The organism is Marinomonas posidonica, assembly GCF_043643765.1.
In the GTDB taxonomy this organism is placed as follows: Bacteria; Pseudomonadota; Gammaproteobacteria; order Pseudomonadales; family Marinomonadaceae; genus Marinomonas; species Marinomonas posidonica_A.
In genome coordinates this window covers 65,765-91,326 of the sequence record NZ_JBHZSP010000003.1, presented here as the reverse complement: position 1 = coordinate 91,326, position 25,562 = coordinate 65,765, and the positions used below count along the sequence as shown (strand labels likewise).

Below are 25,562 nucleotides of genomic sequence, written 5' to 3'. Positions count from 1 at the left end.
CGTTAGCGGGCGATTAAAGAGACTTACCCACTTGGTTACGCTGACGCCAGTGTTCACTCATTTCAAGATAATTACTTTTCACCTGAGCCACAAACTCGGCATCGTTGATATCATTTTTCAACCATGCTTTGGTTGGTGTAGAGAAAATAGTACGACCAATGGCAAAGCCTTTACATAGATCAGTATCTGCGGCTTCGAAACCAGCCTTCAGTTCATCCACAGGCGCATCCAAGCCCAATAACACAACGCCACGACAATGCGGTGCACGTGCCTTAATAACAGCCTTTATGCTCTGCCAAGACGCTTTGCTAGATGGAGGTAGCTTCCACCAATCTGGGAACACACCAAGATTGTAGAAACGCTCAATAGAGCGAGACAATGTCTCATCGTCTACATGAGAACCTGCTGGCGGAATAATTTCCAATAGAAGTTCATGTCCGGTGGTACAGCAAGCACGATACAAGTCCATGACTTTTTGCTCTTGCTCACTGCGCAAATTTACTTCGTCATCTGGATGATAAAACACCAAGCATTTGACTATGTGATTAGCAGGCCAAGTCGCAATGGCTTGACCAATATTATTGCCAAGTTCAAAGCGTATTGGGCGACTGCTCGGCATCTCTACCGGACGTGCAATCCAATGGTCCTTACCTGTAATATCATTCAACACATTTTGTGCAAAGGTGCCATCCGCCAAGATCCCCGTTCCACCCACAGTATCGCCTAGGGTTTGCGCGCCTTCATAAGCTGCTTGCAAAATCAACTCTTTCGCTTTGCTGATACGCGAAATAGGCGCACCGGCTTCACGACACATATCAACAAATTGACGTCTGTGATCAAAAGCTAAAATACACATGTCTTGCCAATCTTTGTCTTCCCCTTCACGCTCGATACGTTGGGTCGTAACACGATGCAAATAATTCAACACTGGATCCAAATCTGGACGTAAAATTTCATCACGATGTATCAGGTAATAATCTAGCTCTTCCAAGCTAGGCATGGCAGGCGAACAACCATGACGCGATACCACAATGGCCCCACATGCATTGGCATAATCACACGCGTTTTCGGTACTTTCTTGATTGATCCAACCACGCAAATAACCACTCAAGAAAGCATCCCCAGCACCCAACACATTGAGCACATCAACGGTCACACCGTAACGAGTAATACCTTCATCCAAGGTGTCAGGAATGTCACCCTTGAACACAGAGCATCCCAAAGCACCGCGTTTCACAACTAACTCAGCAGACGATACTTTACGAATACGTTTCAAACATTCAATGGTATCTTCGCAACCACCCGCAATGTGAAACTCTTCTTCCGTACCCACAATCAAATCGCACAACGGCAAAATAGACATAATATGTTGCGTAACAGCATCGTCAGAAACAAAACGATTTTCCCCTTCACCACGACCAGTCAAGCCCCAGAGTACAGGACGATAGTCGATGTCGATGACCACCTTGGTGTCATTCGCTCTAGCGAATTCAATAGCCTTACGAGCGGTTTTATCGGTAGATTCCGTAGAGAAATGGGTTCCCGTAATCAATAAAGCTTTTGATGAGGCAATAAACTCCTCATCAAAATCCTCTTCTGAAATGGCCATGTCGGCGCAATTTTCACGATAGAAAATAAGCGGAAACGTATCCTGATCTTTAATGCCCAGCAATACCAAACCAGTTAAGCGGTCCTGATCTGTCACCGTATGGGATACATCGACCCCAGCGCGAGCCAACTCATTACGCACAAAACGTCCCATGTGCTCATCGCCGACACGAGTTAACATGGCAGACTTCAACCCCATGCGAGCCGTACCAAATGCAATATTGGCTGACGATCCACCCAAATACTTCTTAAAACTACTGACATCTTCTAATGGCGCGCCGATTTGTTCGGCATACAAATCCACCGCCGCACGACCTAAACAGATGACATCCAGATTCTTATTTTTCATTATCGATCCCCATCATATTGTTCAACCTTGACCCAAGCATTTCCTTCATATGACTTAAGTACGTCATCGAGTATCACATTGACTTGCGCAGCCGCTCTAAAATCTGGCCATAGGGTTTGACCATGAACAATGCCCTCATAGAGGTCACGAATTTCAACTGCTTTCATATCATTGAAGCCCAAACCGTGCCCAGCCGACACACAAAATGCGGCATAGTCCGGATGTTCAGGCCCAACCAATACTCGTTTAAAGCCCTGTACGTCTGGCTGCTCACCAGACAGGTAAAGTGAAAATTCAGACAAACTTTCCTGATCAAAAACCACGCTACCTTTCGTACCGGTGAGTTCAAACGACAAACCATTTTTTCTACCCCAAGCCACACGAGAGGTTTCCAGCGTGCCTTGCGCACCATTGGCAAACCGCACCACCATGTGTGCTTGATCATCATTTTCGACTTCGCCCATGGCTGAGCTTTGCGCAGCAGGACTTGCCACTGGACGTTGAGAGTGCACAATCTTCAGATCTGCACACAATTCATGAATTGGGCCTACCAAGTGCAATGCCAATTGCACTAAATGCGATCCCAAGTCGTTTAATGCACCGGTACCAGCAAACTCTTTTTGTAAGCGCCAACTAAAAGGCAAAGTTGCATCGGCTAGGTAGTCTTCATTAAAGACACCACGAAAGTGCACGATGTCGCCTAACTCGCCACGCTCGATAAGCCGCTTAATAAATTGCACTGTAGGATTTTTGATATAATTAAAGCCGACTAATGTTTTCACACCTGCAGCCTCTGCCGCTTCCGTCATAAGTTTGGCGTCTGCCGCACTCAATGCCAGCGGCTTTTCGCTGTATACATGTTTGCCTTCAGCAATAGCCGCTAAGGCTATGTCTTTGTGAAGAAAATTCGGTGCGCAAATATCAACCACATCGATCTGCGGATCGGCAACTAACTCTTTCCAATCCCCAGTGAAGCGATGAAAGCCAAGTTCTGTCGCTTTCTGTTTGGCCAATTCAGGTGTCGCATCCGCTAACATGTCACATATCAGAGATTGATTGGATATCTCAAATGCAGCCATCGCGTTACGATAGGCAATCGCATGTGCCTTCCCCATATAACCTGATCCAACCATTCCCACTCTAAGTTGCTTAGACATCGACCTTAACCTCTAAACAAAACCCGAATTAAACCGAGTCTATGCTTTATTTGTTACTTGCTCAGCGGTGGCAGACGTACCCTGCGCCGAAACAAAATTTGTTTTTATATTTATCGTTTATTTCAACAACAGAACAATAATAGAATATTTATTTCAAAAAATTCAACAAATAAAAAAAATATTTTGATTTTTTTAGGGGTTTTCTTATTCAAGATCATATTAAAGAAATAAAACCCTTTAAAAACATATAGATAAAAAACTAACAATGAAAACAAGACGTTCATAAAATTTGCTTTTTTGAAACATAGGTTCTAAAATTTGTGTTTTAGGAATCTGCTCTTTAATGCTCAAGCCTTATTCAAAGAGGAAGTCATCTAGTAGTAGCTCCAGCTGGAATGCCCATAATCAGCATCTCCATATAAAACTCTAATAATGATAAGGAGAGCTACTTTGGCCGCACCTTCTAGCCTTGAACAATTACAACAATCTATTAGCCGTAACTACGATAATCTGTCTAAGCGTTTACAACAGGTAGCACGGTTTTTACTAGAACATCCGAATACAGTTGCCCTAGAAACCGTTGCCAGTCTCGCACAACAATGTGGTGTACCACCTTCTACTTTAGTACGCTTTGCTGCGGCGTTTGAATACAATGGCTTCAGTGAAATGCAAAACCTGTTTCGCCAATCCTTGGTGGAACAAACGTCAACCGCCAGTTACAGCGAACGGGTCAAAATGAACAAAAACACCGCTGGGCATAGCATCAACGCCAGCGATGTACTGAGTGAATTTAGCAGTAGTAATGCCTTTTCCATGAGCCACATGGCTCATCAGTTTTCACCTGACGCTTTGAATACTGCCGTGGATCTATTGGAGCAAGCTCAAAACATCTACCTAATTGGCTTGCGTCGAGCATTTCCTATTTCCAGTTATTTTGCCTACAGCTTACGCCACTTGAATAAAACCACGCACTTAATCGACGGTGGTGGAGGCATGTTGGTAGAGCAAGCCAGTAACATTCGTAAAGATGATGTGATCATAGCCACTACCTTCAGCCCTTACGCACAAGAAACCGTCACAGTCAGTGAGTACGCCTATGCTGCGGGGGCGAAAGTCATCGCCATTACCGACAGCAAAATCAGCCCTTTGGCCGGCATGTCTGATGTGTGTTTTGACATTAAAGAAGCGGAAGTCATGGGATTTCGCTCTCTAACCTCCTCCATGACACTGGCACAAACCTTATTGGTGTCACTGGCATACCGTTTAAATGCGGATGGTCAGATTGGCGACACCAAACAGATACAGTGGAAACATTAGAGAAAGCATGATTTGTAGCGAATCTTTCGGTTCTAACCAGATTAAACCACATGCCGTGCTGGCTTAGACTTATCTCGCTGTAGTACCCAAAACAAATAACTCACAACGATGAGATTAAAGAGCAAAATCATCCAATTGCTGAGCTTTGCTACGTCTTGATAAATAGCATAGAGCTCAACCGGGATATACAAGCAACCACTTAGAAAGGCAAACCACTCCGTCCAACGTAAATGAAACCAAAGTCCATACGCCATCACAAAACGCAAGCTGGCGTACAATAAAGCCAAGCTAGTAAACATAGGGAAACGCCCCTGTGAGACTTTATCAGCAAGCATCAATAGCCATTGGGCATAATGGCTTTGCTCAGATATGGCCAAGGCTCGCATTCTCTCCAACGCAATAGCATGCAAATCTTGTCCTGATAAAAAGTACACCAATAAAACAAGCGTCAAAGCAATTACTCCTTTGATGCCTTCCATCAAGGCTAATGCATGCAAGCCTTCAAACTTCATTTGTGTCTCTAACCCTAAAAATGACAGACTAACCAGAGAAGATGACAAAAGCATGATGAGACAAGTAGATTGGGGAACACGCACAAAAAAAGCCAAACAGAATATTCTGTTTGGCTTTGCTATATGAGTTTTTAAATAAAGCTTAAAAAGTTAAACCTTAAACTTGTCTAATGACTCAGCTTGTTCCGTCGTGATGCCAACCATAGTTTCACATAATTGAGATTGATCACCTACAGCCACAGAAACAGTCTGACTGATGTCGCGGATATTCGTGGTGTTGCGATTAATTTCATTTGAGGTCGCACTTTGCTGCTCTGCGGCGGCGGCAATCTGCACCGTCATATCATTAATTTCATTAATGCTGCTGCGAATGACTTCTAATGATGCCTTCGCTTTGGTTGCCACTTCTTGAGTAACGGTAGCGTCTTCACGGTTTTCCAAAATCACCTTCTCCGCCACACGCACACCATTTTGCAGCTGTTGGATCATGGTCTGAATTTGCTCGGTAGATTCTTGCGTTTTCGAAGCCAGTGTTCTTACTTCATCCGCTACTACTGCGAAACCGCGCCCCTGCTCACCTGCACGCGCGGCCTCGATCGCCGCGTTTAGAGCCAATAAATTAGTCTGATCCGCAATGTCTGTAATCACGGTCAAAATGGATTCAATGTTATTACTGTAGCCCACCAATTCGTTGATGGTTTCCACCACTTCTCCCATGCGCTCAGTTAAACGAGCAATGGATGCGGTTGTTTGTTCAACCACTTGTTGACCATCTTTGGCGGCGACATCGGCCTGATTGGCTCGCCCTGCTGCTGTTTGCGCATTATCAGCAACATCGTGTGCGGTGGCCGACATTTGGTGCATGGCCGTGGCCAAATGGTCTAACTCACTTAACTGCGTGTAAAGAGCATTAGCTGACTGATTTGCAGAAGCCGCTGTTTTATCTGTGTTCTCACGAACCTTTAACGAGCGACCTTTGACTTCTGAAATCAGTGTCTGCAAATGCGCTACAAACTTATTAAACTCATCTGACACCACTCCAAATTCATCATTGCGATTCACTTCCAAACGTTTCGTTAGATCACCATTACCATCGTTGATCTCTTGCAATGAACTTTGCAAAGCACGTAATGGTTGCAATAGTTTAGTAATAACCAAATACAGAACCACAGACACAAGCAAAACGGCAATTAAAGTACTAAAGAATGCGATCCAGCCGAATGAACGAACATCGGCAAACAATTTATTTTCGTTTAACACCACACCAACATACCAATCCGCTCCGTATAAATCTTCTAACGGGCTGAATGTCACATAGACATTTGTTCCATCGGCGAGTTTTTTCGGCATCAATTCGGTCACCATTTTCGGCATACCGCCCTGCAATAAGTCTGATACAGATTTACCATTCAATTCAGTATCTGGGTGACTGATGATTTTGCCATTTTTACTAATTAGAAAAGCGTAACCAGTTTGATTAAAATTCAAGGAATTCACTGCATCAGAAACCACTTTCAAACTTAAGTCGCCACCAAATGCCCCCTTAAACTGTCCGTTATCAGTGAAATTGGCGACGACAGAAATCAGAATATCACCCGTTGTCGCATCCGCATAAGGCGCGGTTAATACCGCTCGATCATGCGGTTTTGCCGTCGCGTACCAAGGGCGTTTTCGAGCATCCCAATCCATTGGCGGAATCCAAGAAGGGTCATTACTAATGGCTTTGCCATTTTCAGACTCTAAACCACCAAACAGCAACAAGAACTCATTTTTATAGAGGGGTAAATTAAACGTATCCTGAATTTTTTGCTTACTGAAATTCGCATCAATATTCTGTGCGGCCAAATCAATCACCGCCAACTTAGCATTTAGCCAATTATTAATCTGCAATGCCAGCGCTTTACTGCTTTCTTGCGTGCTCACTTCTGTTTTTTCATACAAAGCGGATTTCAAGCTTTGATATTGGACAAAAGAATAGAGCGAAAAGGCAAATACAACGACCAAAGACGCCGCCATTACCACCTTGTGAGATACTTTCATATTTTAACCCTGCGCATAGCAATCATGAGAAAGAAGCAATAAAAACGCGATTATTACTGTTCTTTAGATTAAACAGGATAGATATTGACAATTTATTACAAAATACAATCGAGAAGAATCTTCGCCAACCCTTGAAAACCTTGCCTTACAGCAATTCATCTGATTGTTCTTTAAACAAAAAAAGCACCAAGCTTCAATTACCAAAGCATTCCACACCAACATCGATCAGTCGACCAAAAATAAACGGACAGCAGAAACACAAAAAGCCCCACTACTTTTCAGTAGCGGGGCTTTGCGTGGTAACACTAGGAAGTGGAAATCAATCTAGCAGAATCATTCACCCTTCCCTTAGGAGTTAAGCTAGATCGAATCGATCCAGCTCCATCACTTTGGTCCATGCCGCTACGAAATCCTTCACAAAATCATCATGTGAATCAGAGCAAGCATAGACTTCAGCAATTGCGCGCAGTTGCGAATTCGAACCGAAAATTAGGTCTGCTCGAGTCGCTGTCCAACGTTTGGCACCGGTTTTACGATCACGCCCTTCAAACGCCATTTCATCGTCCGAAGTCGCCCCCCATTGAGTGCCCATATCAAGCAAGTTGACAAAAAAGTCATTGCTCAATACCGCTTTTCGCTGCGTTAAAACACCTTGTTCAGAGTCGGCGTGATTGACACCCAACACTCTCAAGCCACCTAATAGAACCGTCATTTCAGGCGCAGAAAGGGTCAATAATTGTGCTTTATCCAACAGCATTTCTTCTGTGCTGACGGTGAATTTGGCTTTTTGATAATTTCTAAAGCCATCCACTAAAGGTTCCAATACCGCAAAAGATTCCACATCTGTCTGCTCTTGCGTGGCATCACCACGACCCGGTGTAAATGGCACCTCAATATCGAAACCCGCTGCTTTAGCAGCTTGCTCAACACCAACAGAGCCAGCCAAAACAATCAAATCAGCCAATGAGATGTGTTTGCCACTGGTCTGCGCTTGGTTGAATTCTGTTTGTATGCTTTCTAACTCTCCTAGCACAAGTGCCAATTTAGCCGGTTCATTCACCGCCCAATCTTTTTGTGGCGCCAGGCGAATACGAGCGCCGTTGGCTCCACCACGCATGTCAGAACCACGGTAAGTAGACGCTGAAGCCCAAGCGGTTGATACCATTTGTGCGACGGACAGACCACTTTGTGAAATCTTTTCTTTTAATGATGCAATATCATTTTGATCCACTAGCGAACGCGTGCTTTCAGACACAGGGTCTTGCCAAATCAATTCTTCACTCGGCACCAAAGGTCCCAAGTAACGCTCAACCGGCCCCATATCACGGTGTGTCAATTTATACCAAGCACGAGCAAAGGCATCAGCTAACTGGTCTGGATTTTCGTAAAAACGTTGCGAAATTTCGGCGTAAACAGGATCGACTTTTAGTGCCATGTCGGCCGTCGACATCATAGGCGCATGACGTTTCGTTGCATCGTGAGCATCAGGCACCGCATCGGCCAAGGCGCCACCTTTTGGTTTCCATTGGGTGGCACCAGCAGGACTGGTGGTTAACTCCCATTCATTGTTCAACAAGGTGTCAAAGTAACCGTTATCCCATTGAATCGGATTCGGCGTCCAAGCGCCTTCCAAACCGCTGGAAATGGTATCGACACCATGGCCACTGCCCTGACTATTGCGCCAACCAAAACCTTGCTCGGTGATACCGGCCGCTTCAGGATCAGGACCCACCTGCGCAGCATCACCTGCACCGTGAGTTTTACCAAAGGTATGACCACCAGCCACCAAAGCAACCGTTTCTTCGTCGTTCATTGCCATACGGGCGAAAGTGTCGCGAATATCATACGCCGACGCGAGTGGATCAGGTTTGCCATTTGGCCCCTCTGGGTTGACGTAAATTAAGCCCATTTGCACTGCTGCTAGAGGGTTTTCTAGCTCACGCTCGCCTGAGTAACGTTCGTCATCCAACCAAGTGGTTTCGGTTCCCCAATAAATATCGTCTTCTGGTTCCCATACATCCACACGGCCACCAGCGAAACCAAAGGTTTTAAAGCCCATAGATTCCAACGCGCAGTTACCGGCTAAAATCATTAAATCTGCCCAAGAAATCTTACGACCGTATTTTTGTTTGATGGGCCATAAAAGGCGTCGAGCTTTGTCTAAGTTGACATTATCTGGCCAGCTATTAAGTGGGGCAAAACGCTGCGTACCGGAAGTAGCACCACCGCGACCATCTGCTGTTCGGTAAGTACCAGCACTGTGCCAAGCCATTCGAATAAAGAAAGGACCATAATGCCCGTAGTCTGCTGGCCACCAATCTTGAGAATCCGTCATTAAAGCGTAGAGATCTTGTCGCACCGCTTCTAAATCCAAACTGTTGAAGGCTTCGGCATAGTTAAAGTCGTCTGCCATTGGGTTCGACTCTTTCGAGTGTTGGTGCAGAATTTTAAGATTCAGCTGATTTGGCCACCAATCTTTGTTACTGGTACCACGGCCTGCAGTTTGTGTTGACACTCCAGTCCCATGGTGAAATGGGCACTTGCTTTCATTAGACATAACCTTCTCCTACTTTTTTATTACCCTGAGTTGCTGACTCACTCAGGACGGCTGCTACAAATGGATGCAAACGGTTTTCTTCACATCGTTATGATATTTATAAAGCTATTAATAAATAACATCTAATAAATAAAAACTAACAATGCGATAGGCTTGCCCCAATTTGCGTCACTAGATGGCGCACAGACTCACAACAAACCTAGACCCATATAGAGCAAGATAGATGGAAGTTGTATAGATTGCCTAAGATGCTTGACACTTTTTTGTTCATATTGCCAAAAAAACACTTCTCACTTTGTTATCACCAAAACTGGTTCATATGTTGCTTACCAACTAGAGTATCAACAAGATGCATTAGGAGAGCGTCATGAACCAATCTGATTATCCGTTATCTGAAGTTCCACAAAGTGCACGTCGCGGCTTACTGCCCATGGCGTTTGTGTTGTTAGGTTTTACCTTTTTCACCGCCACCATGTGGGCTGGAGGAACCTTGGGGAAAGCCTTTTCTTTCTCTGAGCTCTTGTGGGTAATATTGCTCGGCAATTTCTTACTTGGCGCTTACGCCTCAGTACTTGCTTATATTGCTTTTAAAAGCGGTTTAAATAGCGTGCTGATGGGACGTTATTGTTTTGGCGAAGTCGGCAGTAAGTTATCTGACTTCGTATTGGGTTTCACTCAAATCGGTTGGTACGCATGGGGAACCGCTACTCTCGCCATAGTGCTTGTTAAAGTCACTGGCATTACTGAAAGTTGGCAAACACCTTTGATGATTCTGTTTGGCATGGCCTTCTGTATTACCGCCATGATAGGTTTCAAAGGTATGGAAATTTTATCGCGATTTGCTGTGCCTTTGATGCTGATCTTTATTCTAATCAGCCTCTATACCGGTTTAGTCGATGTAGGCGGTATGGCAGGTCTATTAAACATTGAAACCACAGAGAGCCTTAGCTTCACTGCTGCGGTCACCATAGTCATTGGTACTTTTATCAGTGGCGGCACGCAAGCGACCAACTGGAGCCGTTTTGCCAACAGTGGCAAAGTTGCCATTATCGCCACCATGGCGGCCTTTTTCATTGGCAATGGGCTTATGGTGCTGACAGGAGCATTGGGCACACTCATCTACCAACAAGCCGACATTGTCGATGTTATGTTAGCGCAAGGATTTTTGGTTTTGGCAGTACTCATGTTGTTTATGAACATCTGGACGACGCAAGACAACACGATTTACAACTTTGCGGTAGCTGGCTGCAATTTGTTGCGCACCGATAAACGCCGCACTGTCACGGTTGTTGGCGCCGCCATTGGTACCCTACTTGCCGTCTTTGGAATGTACAATTTCTTAATCCCTTTCTTGGTGCTGCTGGGCACTTTTATTCCCCCTATCGGTGGCATCATTATGGCGGATTTCTGGATTCGCCATAAGGGTCAATACCCAAGTCTAGCGAACAGTCAACTCGCTGCTTTTCATTGGCCAGGCATAGTGGCATACGCTATTGCCTCTGCTGCAGCATACGCCTCCCCTGTGATGCCTCCTGTTGTTGGTGTGATCAGTGCTATCCTGATCTATGCTGTATTGACGATGATTACTCAAAACCAACCTAAGGCCGCCATTAAGCATTCATGAGCATCAGTTGTGCCGATATCCCTAAATTACCCGGCCTTGAAAGCATCACCTTTCGAGCTGGGTTAACCGGAGGCCAACGCATAGTGCGTTGGCCTTATGTTGCTGAAAATGAATCCATTCAAGCCTGGGTCAGCGGTGGTGAATTGGTGTTTGTCACCGGAATCAATCATACTCGGGACGAACAAAACCTCGGTCAGCTCATTCACGAAGCAGCACAAAGCCAAGTAGCCGGGGTGGTTATCTTGACTGGGCCAGAGTTCATTCAAAAAATTCCTAAGTCCGTGTTGGAATTAGCCAACCAGTACCAAATCCCTTTGTTTGAACAACCCTATAACTTGAAGATGGTGGTGGTCACTGAAATCATCAGCAACGCCATTGTGCAAGACAACTTACTAGGTAAATCCGTTCGCTTGTTTTTAAGCAAGTTAATAAATGGTTTCCAACAAGCCCCTGAATTGATTCATCTCAGAGCAAAAGACCTTGGTATCAGCAGTCAATCTGCGTTCGTTGGTTTATCCTTGAGCTATCGCCTGAAAGATGCCACTCAAACTCCTTCTGCCAACCAACAACTCCAACAACATCAACAAATTGAACAAGCATTGGAAGCCTTGTTAAAACGTCGCCACATTGAATGGCCTGTATTGTCTGATGAGAAAGGCCTACTGGCCGTGTGGCCTACTCAGAAAAATGAACTCACTGAACTGTATGAAGACCTTACGCAACTGCGTGAACGCCTACAATCTAACTTTCCAGATTTGGCTTTGAGTATGGGAGTTAGCAGTCAAAAACAAGGCTTAGAGGACTTGTCTACGGCTGTTGAAGAAGCCAGACAAGCATTGCAATTTGCCATAAAGCACCCTCATCAAAAACTCTTTTTCTATGAACAACTGGGCATTGCCCAATTATTTGCCGCCATTCCACAACGAAACATGTTAGCTGACTTTTGCAAACAGCATCTAGGTGACTTGTGCTTTTGTCGTGATGCCACTAGTTTAGAAATGAAAAGTACCCTTGAACACTATTTCAACCACTTTGGTCATTTGCAGCAGACCGCCGATGCCATGAGTGTTCATCGTAATACCCTAAGTTATCGTTTGGGGCGAATCGAACAAAAACTCGGCTATTCTTTGCAGGACCCATTTAGTCGACTGAATTTACAAAACGCTCTGTTGATCGAGCAAATATTATTTCACCATCATAATTTGGATGATCAAAGCCCATTATTGACCAAAGATTAAGGACACTTATGCAGATTATCAACGCCCGTTTACGTCACCAATCTGAGCTATTTACACTCGATATTGAACATGGTCTCTTCACGAAAATAACAGCGCAAACACAAACGATTAGCGTCACTGAAGGACAAATAGATGCACAACACAACCTCATTTGTGCGCCCTTCGTAGAACCCCATATTCATCTAGACGCCACACTGACGGCAGGGGAACCTGAGTGGAACCAGAGCGGCACTTTATTTGAAGGTATCGAACGCTGGCGTCAACGTAAGCCCATGCTCAACGAAGCCGACATTCGTCGCCGAGTCATCTCCACCATTGAATTATTGGTACAAAATGGCGTACAAGCCATTCGTACCCATGCCGACACCACAGACCCAAGTTTGATTGGCATAAAGACACTCTGCGCCATTCGCGATGAATTAAAAGACAAAATCGATATACAAGTGGTCGCTTTCCCACAAGATGGCATGCTGTCTTACCCAAACGGTTTGAGCTTAATGGAACAAGCGCTGGAAATAGGCGCCGATGTGGTCGGCGGCATTCCCCACTTTGAATACACCAGAGAACTTGGCGAAGAGTCCGTCAAAACCTTAATCGGATTGGCGCGAAAGTACGATCGCTTGGTGGATGTTCACTGCGATGAAATTGACGATCCCAACTCGCGTTTCTTGGAATTTCTTGCCTACGAAGCTCTCAGATTCGATATGGGACACAAGGTCACCGCCAGTCACACGACCGCTATGCATTCTTATGATAATGCCTATTGTTCAAAGCTGTTCCGCTTACTGAAAAATTCAAACATCCATTTCATTTCGTGTCCGACGGAGAGTATTCACTTACAAGGCCGCTTTGACACTTTTCCAAAACGCCGTGGAGTGACTCGAGTAAAAGAGCTGTTAGAAGCGGGAATGAATGTCTGCTTAGGACAAGATTCTATCTTTGATCCATGGTATTCCTTGGGCAATGGCAAACTTTTGAGAACCTTAGACTTTGCTCTGCATATTTGCCAAATGATGGGCTATCAAGACTATCGACAAGCACTGGACCTAATCACTGACAATAGCGCTAAAACCTTGTGTTTAGAAGATTACGGCATCAAGGTTGGTAACGCGGCAAACTGCATATTGCTGGACGGCGAAGACGATTACAGTGTCATTCGTCGCCAAGGTGAGGTGCTACTGTCAATACGAGCTGGCGAGATCATTATGCAACGTCAAGCAGCAAAAATTCTCACGCCAAACTACGTACAAACAAACTAAGGCTTATTGAGAGTGAGCAACTAAGTTCTGTGGTTTTCCATCCGCGAAAGCCACAGCATTTTCAAAAGCGGCCTTGAAATACAGCTCGTAACTATTGTACTCAACATAGCCAAGGTGCGGTGAACACAAAACATTAGGCAAGCTTAACAAGGGTTCATTTTGGGCATTCGCTGGCTCATTTTCATACACATCCACCGCGGCGCGTTTACTGGGCACACGACTTAATTCGTCAAACAAAGCTCCCGACTCAACCAACTCTGCACGACTGATGTTTACGAACAAAGAATCGGTTTTCATCAAAGCAAGATCGGCTTTGGTCACACAATATTTGGTGGCCTCATTGAGGCGCAAGTGCAACGACACTATGTCGGCACATTGAAAAAACTGCGCTTTAGACTCCGCCGCCAAGAAACCATCCGCCATGGCTTTTTCACGTGACGCCTCACGGCCCCAAACCATCACCTGCATGCCAAACACTTTAGCAAATTGAGCAATGCGCTGGCCGATTTTTCCATAGCCCCAAATGCCCAAAGTTTGGCCATTGAGTGTTCGCCCCAAACCAAGGGTTTTCGACGACTGCCACTCTCCTTGTTGGAGCTGATTCACATAGGTTGGGATGTGACGGCTCGCCGCCATGATCAAAGCCCAGCAAAGCTCAGCCGGTGCCACAGGAGAACCAACACCTTCCGCTACTTCCACGCCATACTGGTGGCACAATGCTGGGTCTAAATGGTTACTGACTTTACCGGTCTGACTAATGAGTTTGAGGTTAGGCAGTCGTTTTAGCAGTGTTTCAGTGATAACAGTCCGTTCGCGGATCAGTACCAAGATCTCCACATCACCCAATTTCGCAACCAATTCATCCTCATTGAAAGTGTCATTGAAGATCACCACATGATGGTCTTTTAACAAGTCGAAGCTGGTCAGATGTTTGACACTGTCCTGATAATCATCCAATACGGCAATCTTCACGCACAGCTCCTTCATATCTTATGAAATTTGATGGGACACTATAATAATGATACAGAATCACCACAGTGTCACGATGGTCAACAGAATTGCAGACAAAAAAAGCCCCACACAAGGTGGGGCAAAAGACAGAAGTTAGAGATAGATCTTATCGAAGTAGCATTCGACAAGTTATCAGCATCACACTCGCTCGAAGACGGTTGCGATGCCCTGCCCCATGCCGATGCACATGGTAGCAAGCCCGAGTGTTGCGTCTTTATCACGCATCACATTAAGCAGAGTGGTGGAAATACGTGTACCAGAACAACCCAATGGGTGTCCAAGAGCAATCGCACCACCGTTTAGGTTGACTTTATCATCAACCAAATCAATCAATTTAAGGTCTTTCAATACAGGAATAGATTGCGCAGCGAAGGCTTCGTTTAGTTCCACCATATCGATATCATCAATCGTCAGACCCGCACGCTTAAGTGCTTTCTTAGTCGCTGGTACTGGACCGTACCCCATGATCGCTGGATCACAACCCGCTACTGCCATACTGCGTACTTTGGCAATTGGCGTTAAGCCCAAGTCTTGTGCTTTTTGTGCCGACATCATCAACATCGCTGATGCGCCATCAGACAGAGCAGAAGACGTACCCGCCGTTACCGTACCTACTTTTGGCATGAAAACAGGTTTCAGACCCGCTAAAGATTCCATAGACGTTTCTGGGCGAATCACCTCATCCACTTCAACTAAGATCTTATTACCCTCTGCGTCATGACCTTCAATGGCGACAAGTTCGTTATCAAAACGACCTTGAAGCGTCGCTTCATGAGCAAGACGATGAGAACGAACAGCAAAGGCATCTTGCGCTTCACGGCTGACGCCATGCATTTTGCCCAACATTTCCGCTGTTACACCCATCATCATGGACGCTTTTGCCATGTGCTTAGACAATGCTGGATTCACATCAACCCCATGCATCATGCCTACGTGACCCATGTGCTCAACACCACCTACCACAAACACATCCCCTTGACCTGTCATAATAGCTTGCGCCGCGGTATGGATTGCTGACATTGAAGAACCACAAAGGCGGTTCACGGTTTGCGCGGCAGAAGTGATTGGCAAACCTGCCAACAAAGACACCGCACGTGCCATATTAAAACCCTGCTCTAGAGTCTGGTTTACACAGCCCCAGATCAGATCTTCGACGTCATTAGGATTAACATCTGGATTACGTTTGAATAAGGCCTTTACTAGACCTGCAGATAAATTTTCCGCACGCACGTTACGAAACACACCATTTTTGGATTTACCCATAGGTGAACGAACTGCGTCGATGATTACGACATCATTTGGATTCAGTTTCATGGAGATTCTCCTCTTCCTTTGGGCAATTAAGCGCTGTAGTAAGTTTCGTTGTTTTTCGCCATTTCACGCATCTTCGCGGTTGGCTCGTACAACTTACCTAAGTGGCTGTATTTATCTGCAAGATCACAGAATGCTTGCAGTCCCATCTGATCCAAGTAATGCAGAGCACCACCCAAGTATGGAGGGAAACCAATACCGTAAATCAAGCCCATGTCCGCTTCAGCAGCAGAAGAGACAATGTTTTCTTCCAAGCAACGAACGGTTTCGATGCACAATGGAATCATCATACGAGCGATAATATCGTCTTCGCTCAATTCCGTTTTAGAGGTCACAACGGGGGCAAGCAACTCATTAATGTCTTCGTTAAAGATTTTCTTCGGCTTACCTTTACGATCGGGTTCGTAAGCGTAAAAGCCTTTACCGTTTTTCTGACCAAAACGCTCTAGCTCAAACAAACGATCAACGGCATTTTTACCTTCGTGCTTCATACGATCTGGGAAACCATCCGCCATCACCTGATCGGCATGATAAGCCGTATCCACACCCACTACGTCAAGCAAGTAAGCCGGGCCCATTGGCCAGCCGAAACGCTCCATAGTCTTATCAACCACTTGGAAATCCGCACCTTCTTGCATCATCAAAGAGAAACCTGCGAAGTAAGGGAAAAGAACTCGGTTTACCAAGAAACCTGGGCAATCGTTTACTACCACTGGGGTTTTACCCATAGCCTGTGCGTAAGCGACAGTCTTAGCAATTGCTTCATCACTGGTTTTTTCACCGCGAATCACTTCTACTAGCGGCATACGATGCACAGGGTTGAAGAAGTGCATACCACAGAAGTTTTCTGGGCGTTTTAAGGCTTTCGCTAATTCTGTGATGGAAATGGTCGACGTATTGGATGTCAAGATCGCGTCATCAGCGATCTTACCCTCTACTTCAGCCAAAACAGATTGCTTGATTTTCACGTTTTCAACGACAGCTTCCACCACTAGATCAACGTGTTCAAACTCACCATAACTCAATGCTGGTGTGATACCATTCATGGCTTTAAGCGCTTTATCTGTGGTCAAACGACCACGCTCAACTTGGCCATTGAACAACTTGTTCGCTTCACTCAAACCAAGATCCAATGCTTCTTGGCGAATGTCTTTCATGATAATCGGCGTGCCTTTCGAAGCAGATTGGTAAGCGACACCGCCCCCCATAATACCTGCTCCTAGTACCGCAGCTTGTTTCACTGGCGTCGCACCTTTCGATACTTTGCCTGCGGTTTTCTTAATGGCTTGATCACTTAGGAACAAGTTCACCAAAGATTTGGCTACTGGCCCTTTAGCAAGCTTAATGAAACCTTTAATTTCCGTCTCAATGGCTTTTTCCATAGATTGGCTGATGCCTTTTTCCATGGTTTTAATCGCTGCCATTGGTGCTGGGTAATGTTTACCGGCTTTTGCTCCAACCACACCACGAACGGATTCGAAAATCATCATCTTTTCAATGGGTGTGAATTCCATTGGCGCACGCAATTCTTCACGACGTGTTTTGTAGTCTAGCTTGCCATCGATTACTTGCTGGATAAGGTGACGCGCAGACCCTTGAACTTTATCAGCCGACACCACCGCATCAACCGCACCATCTTTCATTGCATCCGCACTGCGTTTTTGCGCACCGCCACAGATCCATTCACAGGCATTGTCGACACCGATAAGGCGAGGTAGACGCACTGTACCACCCCAACCTGGGTAGATACCTAGTTGCGTTTCAGGAAGACCAATCTTCGCCGAATCGGCCATCACACGGTAATCACAGGACAGCACCAATTCCATACCACCGCCAAGAGCTATGCCATTAATGGCAGCTACCGTTGGGCAAGGTAAATTTGAAATGTCGTTAAAAATGTTGTGAGCATCGCGCAATTTGTCAATCAAATCCTCATCTGACAATTTAAACCACGAGGTAAATTCAGTGATGTCGGCACCGACCACAAAAACGTCTTTTGCACTGGCAATAACGACACCTTGTAGGTCATCAGTTTGTTTAAGAACATTAACGGCTTTTGCTAATTCGCTTAACGTAAGACTGTTAAACTTGTTAACCGACTCACCGGCCAAATCCAGAGTGACGGTTGCCACACCTGCATCATCGACTGCAACCTTGACTGCTTGTCCTTCGAAAATCATGCTGGTCTCCAATTATTTTTATTATGACCCAGCTCAACAGAAATGAACTGGGCCCAGATTAAATTGTTTTCCCTAAGGAATACTTATAGATTGCTTTCCAGTTCTGGCACAGCATCAAACAAATCCGCTACCAGACCGTAATCCGCCACTTGGAAAATTGGCGCTTCTTCATCTTTGTTAATCGCCACAATCACCTTGGAATCCTTCATACCCGCCAAATGCTGAATGGCACCAGAAATACCCACGGCAATATACAGATCGGGGGCAACGGTTTTGCCAGTTTGACCTACTTGTAGATCATTCGGTACAAAACCAGCGTCGACGGCAGCACGAGAAGCCCCAACGGCAGCGCCCAGTTTGTCAGCCACACCTTCCAATAGTTTGAAGTTGTCGCCATTCCCCATACCACGACCACCAGACACCACAATTTTTGCTGCGGTTAACTCTGGACGATCAGACTCTGCCAATGCTTCTTTTACGAAGCGACTCTTGTCTGCCGCGATAACTTGTGACAAGACTTCACGTTCGGCACTGCCACCTTCGCTTGCTGCCGCATCAAACCCTGTCGCACGAACCGTCATCACTTTAACGGAATCAGAAGACTTAACCGTGGCAATAGCGTTACCTGCATAGATAGGACGAACAAAAGTATCCGCTGATTCCACTTTGATAACATCAGATAGCTGAGCCACATCTAAAAGAGCAGCAACACGAGGTAAAACGTTTTTCCCCGTTGTTGTGGCCGGCGCTAAAATATGTGTGTAGCCTTCTGCCACATCGAGAATCAGCTTAGACGTGTTCTCGGCCAACTGATGCTCGTATGCTTGATTGTCAGCTACTAAAACTTTTACCACACCCGCTACGGCTGCAGCTTGTTCAACAACCGTTTGGCATTCAAAACCGGCAACCAACAAATGAATATCACCACCAATTTGTGACGCCGCAGTCACCGTATTCAAAGTAGCCGGTTTAAGAGACTTATTATCGTGTTCAGCAATGACTAAAATACTCATGACACCACCTTCGCTTCATTTTTAAGTTTGTCTACCAACTCAGTAACAGAGCCTACTTTGATACCACCAGCACGCTCTGGTGGCGGTGTAACCGATACCACACTCACGTTAGAGCGAATTTCCACACCCAAGTCAGCAGGCGTTTTCACATCCAAAGGCTTTCTTTTGGCTTTCATAATGTTTGGCAAAGAGGCAAAACGCGGCTCGTTCAAACGTAGGTCAGTCGTTACCACAGCAGGTAATGTCACAGCCAGTGTTTGCAGACCACCATCGATTTCACGTGTTACTTGCGCTTCGCCGTTTTCGATCACTATTTCAGAAGCAAACGTTGCCTGAGGGTAATCCAATAAGGCCGCTAACATTTGACCCGTCTGATTATTGTCAGAATCGATCGCTTGTTTACCCATAATGACCAAATCAGCCGATTCTTCTTGCGCCACTTTCGCTAGTAATTTCGCAACAGAGAGAGAATCGACATCGTCTTCCGCTTCTACTTGAATAGCGCGATCAGCACCCAACGCAAGGGCGGTTCGCAAGGTTTCTTGGCAAGCTTTAGAGCCGATAGAAACCGCCACGACTTCAGACGCTACGCCCTTCTCTTTCAAGCGAATAGCCTCTTCCACAGCGATTTCGCAGAAAGGGTTCATAGACATTTTAACGTTCGTTAAATCGACCGCAGTATGGTCGGCTTTGACACGAACTTTAACGTTATAATCAATAACTCGTTTAACAGATACTAGGATTTTCATAAGTCCCTCATATTTATTATTTTCTTGCAGTCTATATTAGTTTGAGAGCGATTTTCATCAATAACAAAAAAGCGCCAGTTAACTAACAAAAATATTCAAGAGGATAATTCCAAAGTGATTCCAGCGGTTTACGCTCTTTGAGTTTAGACCGAATTTAATAAAACAAATGACAAATACCGTACAAACAAAAAAGCCCCACCAAAAGGTGAGGCTCATAGACACATTGAGGTGTTTATTTATTACGAGAAAGAAAGGAAGCGAAAGCTTGATAGGCTTCTTTGGATTTTAATCTATCTTTGAAAATCCGCCCTTCTCGCATCAAGGCCATCTGCACATCGTCTTGTGCTCGATGCTTGAGCAGATCTTTACTGAGAGCAACGGCCTCCATAGGTAACGCGGCGACTCTTTCTACATATCGTTGTGCCACTTGAAACGCTTCACCAGGCTCACATAAGTGATTGATCAAACCCATATTTTTGGCCTCATCAGACTCAACAAAATCCCCTAAGATCAGAATTTCAAACGCTTTTTGATGCCCTACTAATTGAGGAAGAAGGTGACTTGATGCGGCCTCTGGCACCAAGCCTAACTGCACAAATGGAAACTGTAATTTAGCATGACGTGATGCCACCACCATATCACAATGCAACAACATGGTCGCACCGACACCGACAGCTCGCCCCTCAACGCCTGCTATCAAAGGCTTTTGATAACGCGTCAACATTTGCAAAAACGCCATGATGGCTTCCATCTTATCTGGCGTTTGAGCAATTTGCAGAAACTCATTGATGTCATTACCTGAAGAAAAATCTGGCCCAGCGCCATAGATCATACTGGCTTTTATCTCAGCATTATTCTGGGCAGACTGCAAAGCCTGCGTTAACGCTTGATACATCTCTAATGTAATGGCGTTTTTCTTTTCAACTCGATTCAAACAGATGTATTGAATACCAGATTCAATGCTTTGAGTAACAAATTCACTCATGACTGATGCTCCTCATTCGGCAATGTTAGTACTTGTTCATCCACCAGTTTTCTAACCATAGGACCATCATCCGCCCAACCTTGACAGCTATTCACTAATTTACCAATCGCAATTGGCACCTGCTGTGGGTACTTTTCGCTCAACGGCTGCCACATGGTTTGAAAGGCCGTTGTTGCCGCTACTGGCAATAGCTCCATAATATGGGTACAGCCAGACTTACCGGCAAAGGTTTGCTTTAACCAACGGTTCCAGCCAGCCCCAATACGAGTACCTTTAATAACATCAAACGCAGGCACAGCACCGCCACAACCAGGGAACGGAAAGGCATCCATAGACACTTCAATGTCTTTAATGAGAAAGCTATCGTCTAGCGTGAGGCGCACATACATATCATGAAAAGGACTGTCTTTAGGAACTAGGCTACCATCGTATTCGCGGTGCACATCTTGGGCCTTAAGGTCTTGCATCGTGGCTTCGACTTCCCACAAGCCGTCATCACGCAAAAAACCATATGACTCAATGCGACGCCGATGCAACAACTGACGTTTCACTTGCGTCATCATTCTCTCCTAGAAAAGGCGTAAAGAAAGAAAACACCTAAGAGACCAGCCGTCTCTTAGGTTTGAGATCCAGCCTTAGCTAGCCATCTCTTCTTCACGTAAAGCACGACGTAGAACTTTACCGACATTTGTTTTCGGTAGCTCAGTACGCACTTCGATGTGTTTCGGCACTTTATAAGCAGCCAAATGTTCCTTACAAAATGCGCGCAGGGTATTAATATCCATGGCTTCGTCGGATTTCATCACCACGAAGGCTTTTACCGCTTCGCCAGTTTTGTCGTCGGGCACACCAATGGCTGCGGACTCAAGAATGGCAGGGTGAGACGAAATACAATCTTCCACTTCTGTCGGGTAGACATTAAAGCCAGACACAATGATCATATCCTTAGCACGATCAACGATCTGCAAGTAACCATCTTCGTGCTGCATGGCAATGTCACCGGTAATCAAGAAACCGTCTTCGGTCATGACGTCACGAGTCGCCTCTTCACGATTCCAATACCCTTTCATGACTTGAGGTCCACGCACACACAGCATACCAGATTCACCTTGTGGCAAAGCTTCACCATTATCGCCTTGAATCTTGATGTCAGTATCACTGACAGGCAAACCTATGGTACCAATGCGCTCTTGCCCAATAGGGTTGAATGACACAACGGGAGACGTTTCTGTCAAACCATAACCTTCCACTACTTGGCAACCAGTGATGCGTTTCCATTCGTCGGCTGCCGCATGCGTCAGAGGCATGCCTCCAGAACAGGTTAGTTTCAAGCTAGAGAAGTCCAACGCTCGGAAATCTTCACGATTGCATAAACCAACAAAAAGCGTGTTTAGGCCCACAAAACCGGTGAATTTCCACTTTTTAAGTTCAGAAACAAAACCTGGTAAGTCCCGCGGATTTGGAATCAAAATACTGTGTGCACCACGCTGCAACAAGGTCAAACCATGAATCAGGAACGCGTAGATATGGTACAAAGGCAAAGGCGCAATGTAAGTTTCGGTGCGCTCATCTATGATGGACTCAAGACGAGAACACAGCTGATACATGTTGGCAATCAGATTGGCGTTGGTCAACATCGCCCCTTTCGCGACCCCAGTGGTACCACCTGTGTATTGTAAGACGGCAATTTGCTGTGGTGTTGCCTGTACTTTTGAGACCGCCTTACCCTGTCCTTTTGCTAACACATCATTCAATGAAATGGCCGACGGAATATTGTAGGCAGGAACCATTTTCTTGACGTATTTAACAATAGAATTAACCAAGACACGCTTAACTGGGGAGTGCAAATCAGCAATTTCCGTGATGATAACGTGCTTGATCGAGGTTTTTTCGAGAATTTTCTCAACATTGCTCGCCATGTTGGCAAACACGACTAAAGCTTTCACATCGGCATCGTTAAATTGATGTTCCAACTCTTTTGGTGTGTAAAGAGGATTGGTATTAACCACGACCATGCCCGCTTTCATTGCTCCGAAAAGAACAATCGGGTATTGGATGATGTTAGGCAATTGAATAGCAATGCGATCACCAGGAGATAAGTTGGTTTCGTTTTGCAGATACGCGGCAAACGCATCCGATTTTTCGTCCAACTCACGATAAGTAATGGTTCGACCAACACTAGTGAAAGCAGGTAGGTCCGAATATTTTTCAACCGCCAAAGCCAACACATCAGTAAGGCTTTGATAACCATTAGGGTTAAGCGAGTCTGGTAAATAACTACCTGGCACTTTCTCGTTTTCTGAGTTGTTATGTAGAGAAGTATCCATTGTCATAAAAAGCTCCAGTTGTTTTTTTTATGTTGGAGAGAAATGCAAAAGCCCAACTACAGTTTAGCAGTTGAGCCTTAAGAGCGTTACGCAATGTTTCAACTTATTGAGGAAAAATTTGCGTCAATTTTGTGGCTAGCATAATGTCTCCATCTGCACGGATTTTACCTTGCATAAAGGCTTGCATGCCATCTAATTCACCACTCATTACGTCTTTAAGGGTTTCCAAGTCCATGCTTAAGGTCACGGTTGGATCATCATGCTCCCCCTCACCCATTTCACATTTCCCATCCTCAATACTTAAGTGATAGTTGTCCGCATCATCTAAGTCAAATTGAAACACGGCTTCCATGTCATCCGCTTCATCTGCGTCAAAACGTCCTAACATCGCGTCAAAAACTGCTTTGGCTTCGCTCATAATATACCTCTTCAATATTCTATTTATCAGGCACACCACCTACCGTGGCGTGCCCTTTAGTCATTAAGCATTTAGAAATAAGAAATTGTCTTCTTCCATTGCAAGTAAATTATCAGCACCAGACAACATGGCTTCAGCATGCGCTTTAGTGCGTGGCAAAATACGCTCGTAATAGAAAGTCGCTGTTTGCAACTTAGCAGTGTAGAAGCCCACTTCGTCGGTACCTTCTTCTAGCTTAGTTTTCGCTGTAACTGCCATGCGTGCCCAGAAATAAGCCAATACAACATAACCAGAGAACATTAGGTAATCTACAGACGCAGCGCCCACTTCTTCTTTATTGCGCATCGCCTTCATACCAATTTTCATGGTGACATCACCCCACTCACTGTTGAGTTTATCCAGAGCCGTGATGTAAGACTTAAAGCGTTTATCGCCCTTGTGCTCTTTACAGAACTTATGAACCATTTTAGTGAATCGACGCAGTGTTGCCCCTTGCGTCATCAATACTTTTCGACCCAATAGATCCAGCGCCTGAATACCGGTGGTACCTTCGTAAAGCATGGCGATACGACAATCACGTACGTTTTGTTCCATTCCCCACTCAGCAATAAAACCATGTCCACCAAAGACTTGCAGACCTTGGTTAGCTGCTTCAAAGCCCGTTTCTGTCAAGAACGCCTTAGCAATTGGCGTCAACAAAGACATCAACTCTTCCGCTTCTTCTTTCTCTTCTTTATTACCATGCTTAGTGCTATCCACCAACATAGAGCAATAATGAATCATCGCCCGGCCACCTTCTGCGAAGGCTTTTTGAGTCAGCAACATACGACGCACATCAGGGTGAACGATAATAGGATCGGCGGCTTTTTCAGGCGCTTTTGCACCAGACAAAGCACGCATTTGCAGACGATCTTTGGCGTAAGCAACAGAGTTCTGTAACGCCCATTCAGAGTGAGCCAGACCTTGCATTGCCGTACCCAAACGCGCAGCATTCATGAAAGTAAACATGCAATTCAAACCACGGTTTGGCGGTCCGATCAAGAAACCTTTTGCACCGTCAAAGTTCATTACACAAGTGGCATTACCATGAATCCCCATTTTGTGTTCAATAGAACCACAAGCCACTTGGTTACGATCGGCTTTTTCACCCGCGTCATCAACATTGAACTTAGGCACAATAAATAATGAGATGCCTTTAGTACCAGCTGGGGCATCAGGTAAACGAGCTAAAACGATGTGGACAATGTTGTCTGCCATATCGTGCTCACCCGCTGAAATAAAGATTTTGGTACCGCTGATGGCATAGCTGCCATCTTCTTGAGGTTCGGCTTTGGTTTTCAGCATACCTAGGTCAGTACCACAATGTGGCTCAGTCAAACACATGGTACCAGTCCATTCACCGGATACGAGTTTGCTTAGGTAAGTCTGTTTTTGCTCATCGGTACCGTGTTGCTCGATGGTGTTCATCGCACCATGGCTCAAACCCGGGTACATTCCCCAAGACCAGTTTGCCGTAGAAATCATTTCTGTCACCAACATACCCAGAGAATCTGGCAAACCTTGACCACCCATTTCTTCAGGGTGAGACAAAGATGGCCAACCACCTTCAACGTATTGCTGGTAAGCTTCTTTAAAACCTTCTGGAGTGGTAACAACACCATCATTGAACTGACAACCCTGTTGATCACCAACACGGTTTAAAGGAGAAAGAACACGCTCTGCAAACTTAGCGCCTTCTTCTAGAATCGCAGACACCATATCTGGCGTTGCTTCTTCAGCACCGGGCAGTTTTGCGTAATGACCGTAAATATCCAGAACTTCCTCTGTGACAAATTTGATATCGCGCAAGGGCGCTTTATATTCAGGCATGGCCTATGACCTCTTATTGTTTTTGTTGGAACAGTTCC

The 25,562-nt window shown here is 45.3% G+C and carries 19 protein-coding genes; 4 read left to right on the top strand and 15 right to left on the bottom strand.

What is annotated here, in order from left to right; genetic code table 11:
- Window positions 1–13 precede the first annotated feature (13 nt).
- Entirely contained in the window at window positions 14–1,957 is a 1,944-nt protein-coding gene (locus tag ACHUFM_RS04395; protein ID WP_394179939.1) for a bifunctional 5-dehydro-2-deoxygluconokinase/5-dehydro-2-deoxyphosphogluconate aldolase, read from the bottom strand.
- Entirely contained in the window at window positions 1,957–3,114 is a 1,158-nt protein-coding gene (locus ACHUFM_RS04390) for a Gfo/Idh/MocA family protein (protein WP_394179937.1), read from the bottom strand. Before ACHUFM_RS04390 ends, ACHUFM_RS04395 begins: the two co-directional genes overlap by 1 nt.
- A 450-nt stretch (window positions 3,115–3,564) precedes the next feature.
- Between ACHUFM_RS04390 and ACHUFM_RS04385 the strand changes: the two genes are divergently transcribed.
- On the top strand, window positions 3,565–4,431 hold the full coding sequence (locus ACHUFM_RS04385) for a MurR/RpiR family transcriptional regulator (protein ID WP_394179935.1): 867 nt from the start codon (window positions 3,565–3,567) through the stop codon (window positions 4,429–4,431).
- Between the two features lie 41 nt (window positions 4,432–4,472).
- Here the strand turns inward: ACHUFM_RS04385 and ACHUFM_RS04380 are convergent, their stop codons facing one another.
- The 3 genes from ACHUFM_RS04380 to katG all read right to left on the bottom strand — a co-directional run bounded on the left by ACHUFM_RS04380 (window position 4,473) and on the right by katG (window position 9,540).
- Entirely contained in the window at window positions 4,473–4,943 is a 471-nt protein-coding gene (locus ACHUFM_RS04380) for a DUF2127 domain-containing protein (RefSeq protein ID WP_394179933.1), read from the bottom strand.
- A gap of 150 nt (window positions 4,944–5,093) precedes the next feature.
- Window positions 5,094–6,983 carry a methyl-accepting chemotaxis protein gene (locus ACHUFM_RS04375; protein ID WP_394179931.1) on the bottom strand — a complete coding sequence of 630 codons (1,890 nt, stop codon included), beginning with the start codon at window positions 6,981–6,983 and terminating at the stop codon, window positions 5,094–5,096.
- A 355-nt stretch (window positions 6,984–7,338) separates the two neighbouring features.
- Window positions 7,339–9,540, bottom strand: a complete 2,202-nt coding sequence (gene katG, locus ACHUFM_RS04370) for a catalase/peroxidase HPI (protein WP_394179929.1) — start codon at window positions 9,538–9,540, stop codon at window positions 7,339–7,341.
- Between the two features lie 367 nt (window positions 9,541–9,907).
- Between katG and codB the strand changes: the two genes are divergently transcribed.
- Genes codB through codA form a run of 3 tightly spaced genes read left to right on the top strand, consistent with a single transcriptional unit; the run spans window position 9,908 to window position 13,661 of the window.
- Window positions 9,908–11,164: a cytosine permease gene (codB, locus tag ACHUFM_RS04365; RefSeq protein ID WP_394179927.1), complete on the top strand. Its 1,257-nt coding sequence runs from the start codon at window positions 9,908–9,910 to the stop codon at window positions 11,162–11,164.
- Window positions 11,161–12,402 (top strand): PucR family transcriptional regulator, encoded by a 1,242-nt coding sequence (locus ACHUFM_RS04360; RefSeq protein ID WP_394179925.1) that lies wholly within the window; start codon window positions 11,161–11,163, stop codon window positions 12,400–12,402. The genes codB and ACHUFM_RS04360 overlap by 4 nt, the downstream gene beginning before the upstream one ends.
- 8 nt (window positions 12,403–12,410) lie before the next feature.
- Window positions 12,411–13,661 (top strand): cytosine deaminase, encoded by a 1,251-nt coding sequence (codA, locus tag ACHUFM_RS04355; RefSeq protein ID WP_394179923.1) that lies wholly within the window; start codon window positions 12,411–12,413, stop codon window positions 13,659–13,661.
- Between the two features lie 3 nt (window positions 13,662–13,664).
- On the opposite strand, the gene ACHUFM_RS04350 is transcribed toward codA, so the two are convergent.
- The 10 genes from ACHUFM_RS04350 to ACHUFM_RS04305 all read right to left on the bottom strand — a co-directional run bounded on the left by ACHUFM_RS04350 (window position 13,665) and on the right by ACHUFM_RS04305 (window position 25,524).
- A complete protein-coding gene (locus tag ACHUFM_RS04350) occupies window positions 13,665–14,633 on the bottom strand; it encodes a D-2-hydroxyacid dehydrogenase family protein (protein WP_394179921.1) in 969 nt (322 codons plus the stop codon).
- A gap of 177 nt (window positions 14,634–14,810) precedes the next feature.
- Window positions 14,811–15,986, bottom strand: coding sequence for an acetyl-CoA C-acyltransferase FadA (gene fadA / locus ACHUFM_RS04345; protein ID WP_394179919.1), 1,176 nt, complete (start codon window positions 15,984–15,986; stop codon window positions 14,811–14,813).
- 26 nt (window positions 15,987–16,012) lie between these two features.
- Window positions 16,013–18,163: a fatty acid oxidation complex subunit alpha FadB gene (gene fadB, locus ACHUFM_RS04340; RefSeq protein WP_394179917.1), complete on the bottom strand. Its 2,151-nt coding sequence runs from the start codon at window positions 18,161–18,163 to the stop codon at window positions 16,013–16,015.
- An 83-nt stretch (window positions 18,164–18,246) separates the two neighbouring features.
- The gene (locus ACHUFM_RS04335; protein WP_394179915.1) at window positions 18,247–19,176 is read right to left on the bottom strand and encodes an electron transfer flavoprotein subunit alpha/FixB family protein; all 930 of its coding nucleotides are present in this window, start codon (window positions 19,174–19,176) and stop codon (window positions 18,247–18,249) included.
- The gene (locus ACHUFM_RS04330) at window positions 19,173–19,925 is read right to left on the bottom strand and encodes an electron transfer flavoprotein subunit beta/FixA family protein (RefSeq protein ID WP_394179913.1); all 753 of its coding nucleotides are present in this window, start codon (window positions 19,923–19,925) and stop codon (window positions 19,173–19,175) included. The genes ACHUFM_RS04335 and ACHUFM_RS04330 overlap by 4 nt, the downstream gene beginning before the upstream one ends.
- Window positions 19,926–20,157: 232 nt before the next feature.
- The gene (locus tag ACHUFM_RS04325) at window positions 20,158–20,910 is read right to left on the bottom strand and encodes an enoyl-CoA hydratase-related protein (RefSeq protein ID WP_394179911.1); all 753 of its coding nucleotides are present in this window, start codon (window positions 20,908–20,910) and stop codon (window positions 20,158–20,160) included.
- On the bottom strand, window positions 20,907–21,473 hold the full coding sequence (locus ACHUFM_RS04320) for a DUF2889 domain-containing protein (RefSeq protein WP_394179909.1): 567 nt from the start codon (window positions 21,471–21,473) through the stop codon (window positions 20,907–20,909). Before ACHUFM_RS04320 ends, ACHUFM_RS04325 begins: the two co-directional genes overlap by 4 nt.
- A 72-nt stretch (window positions 21,474–21,545) precedes the next feature.
- On the bottom strand, window positions 21,546–23,243 hold the full coding sequence (locus tag ACHUFM_RS04315; protein WP_394179907.1) for an AMP-binding protein: 1,698 nt from the start codon (window positions 23,241–23,243) through the stop codon (window positions 21,546–21,548).
- Window positions 23,244–23,340: 97 nt separating this feature from the next.
- On the bottom strand, window positions 23,341–23,655 hold the full coding sequence (locus ACHUFM_RS04310; protein WP_394179905.1) for an SCP2 sterol-binding domain-containing protein: 315 nt from the start codon (window positions 23,653–23,655) through the stop codon (window positions 23,341–23,343).
- 63 nt (window positions 23,656–23,718) lie between these two features.
- On the bottom strand, window positions 23,719–25,524 hold the full coding sequence (locus tag ACHUFM_RS04305; protein ID WP_394179903.1) for an acyl-CoA dehydrogenase C-terminal domain-containing protein: 1,806 nt from the start codon (window positions 25,522–25,524) through the stop codon (window positions 23,719–23,721).
- Window positions 25,525–25,562: the final 38 nt, after the last annotated feature.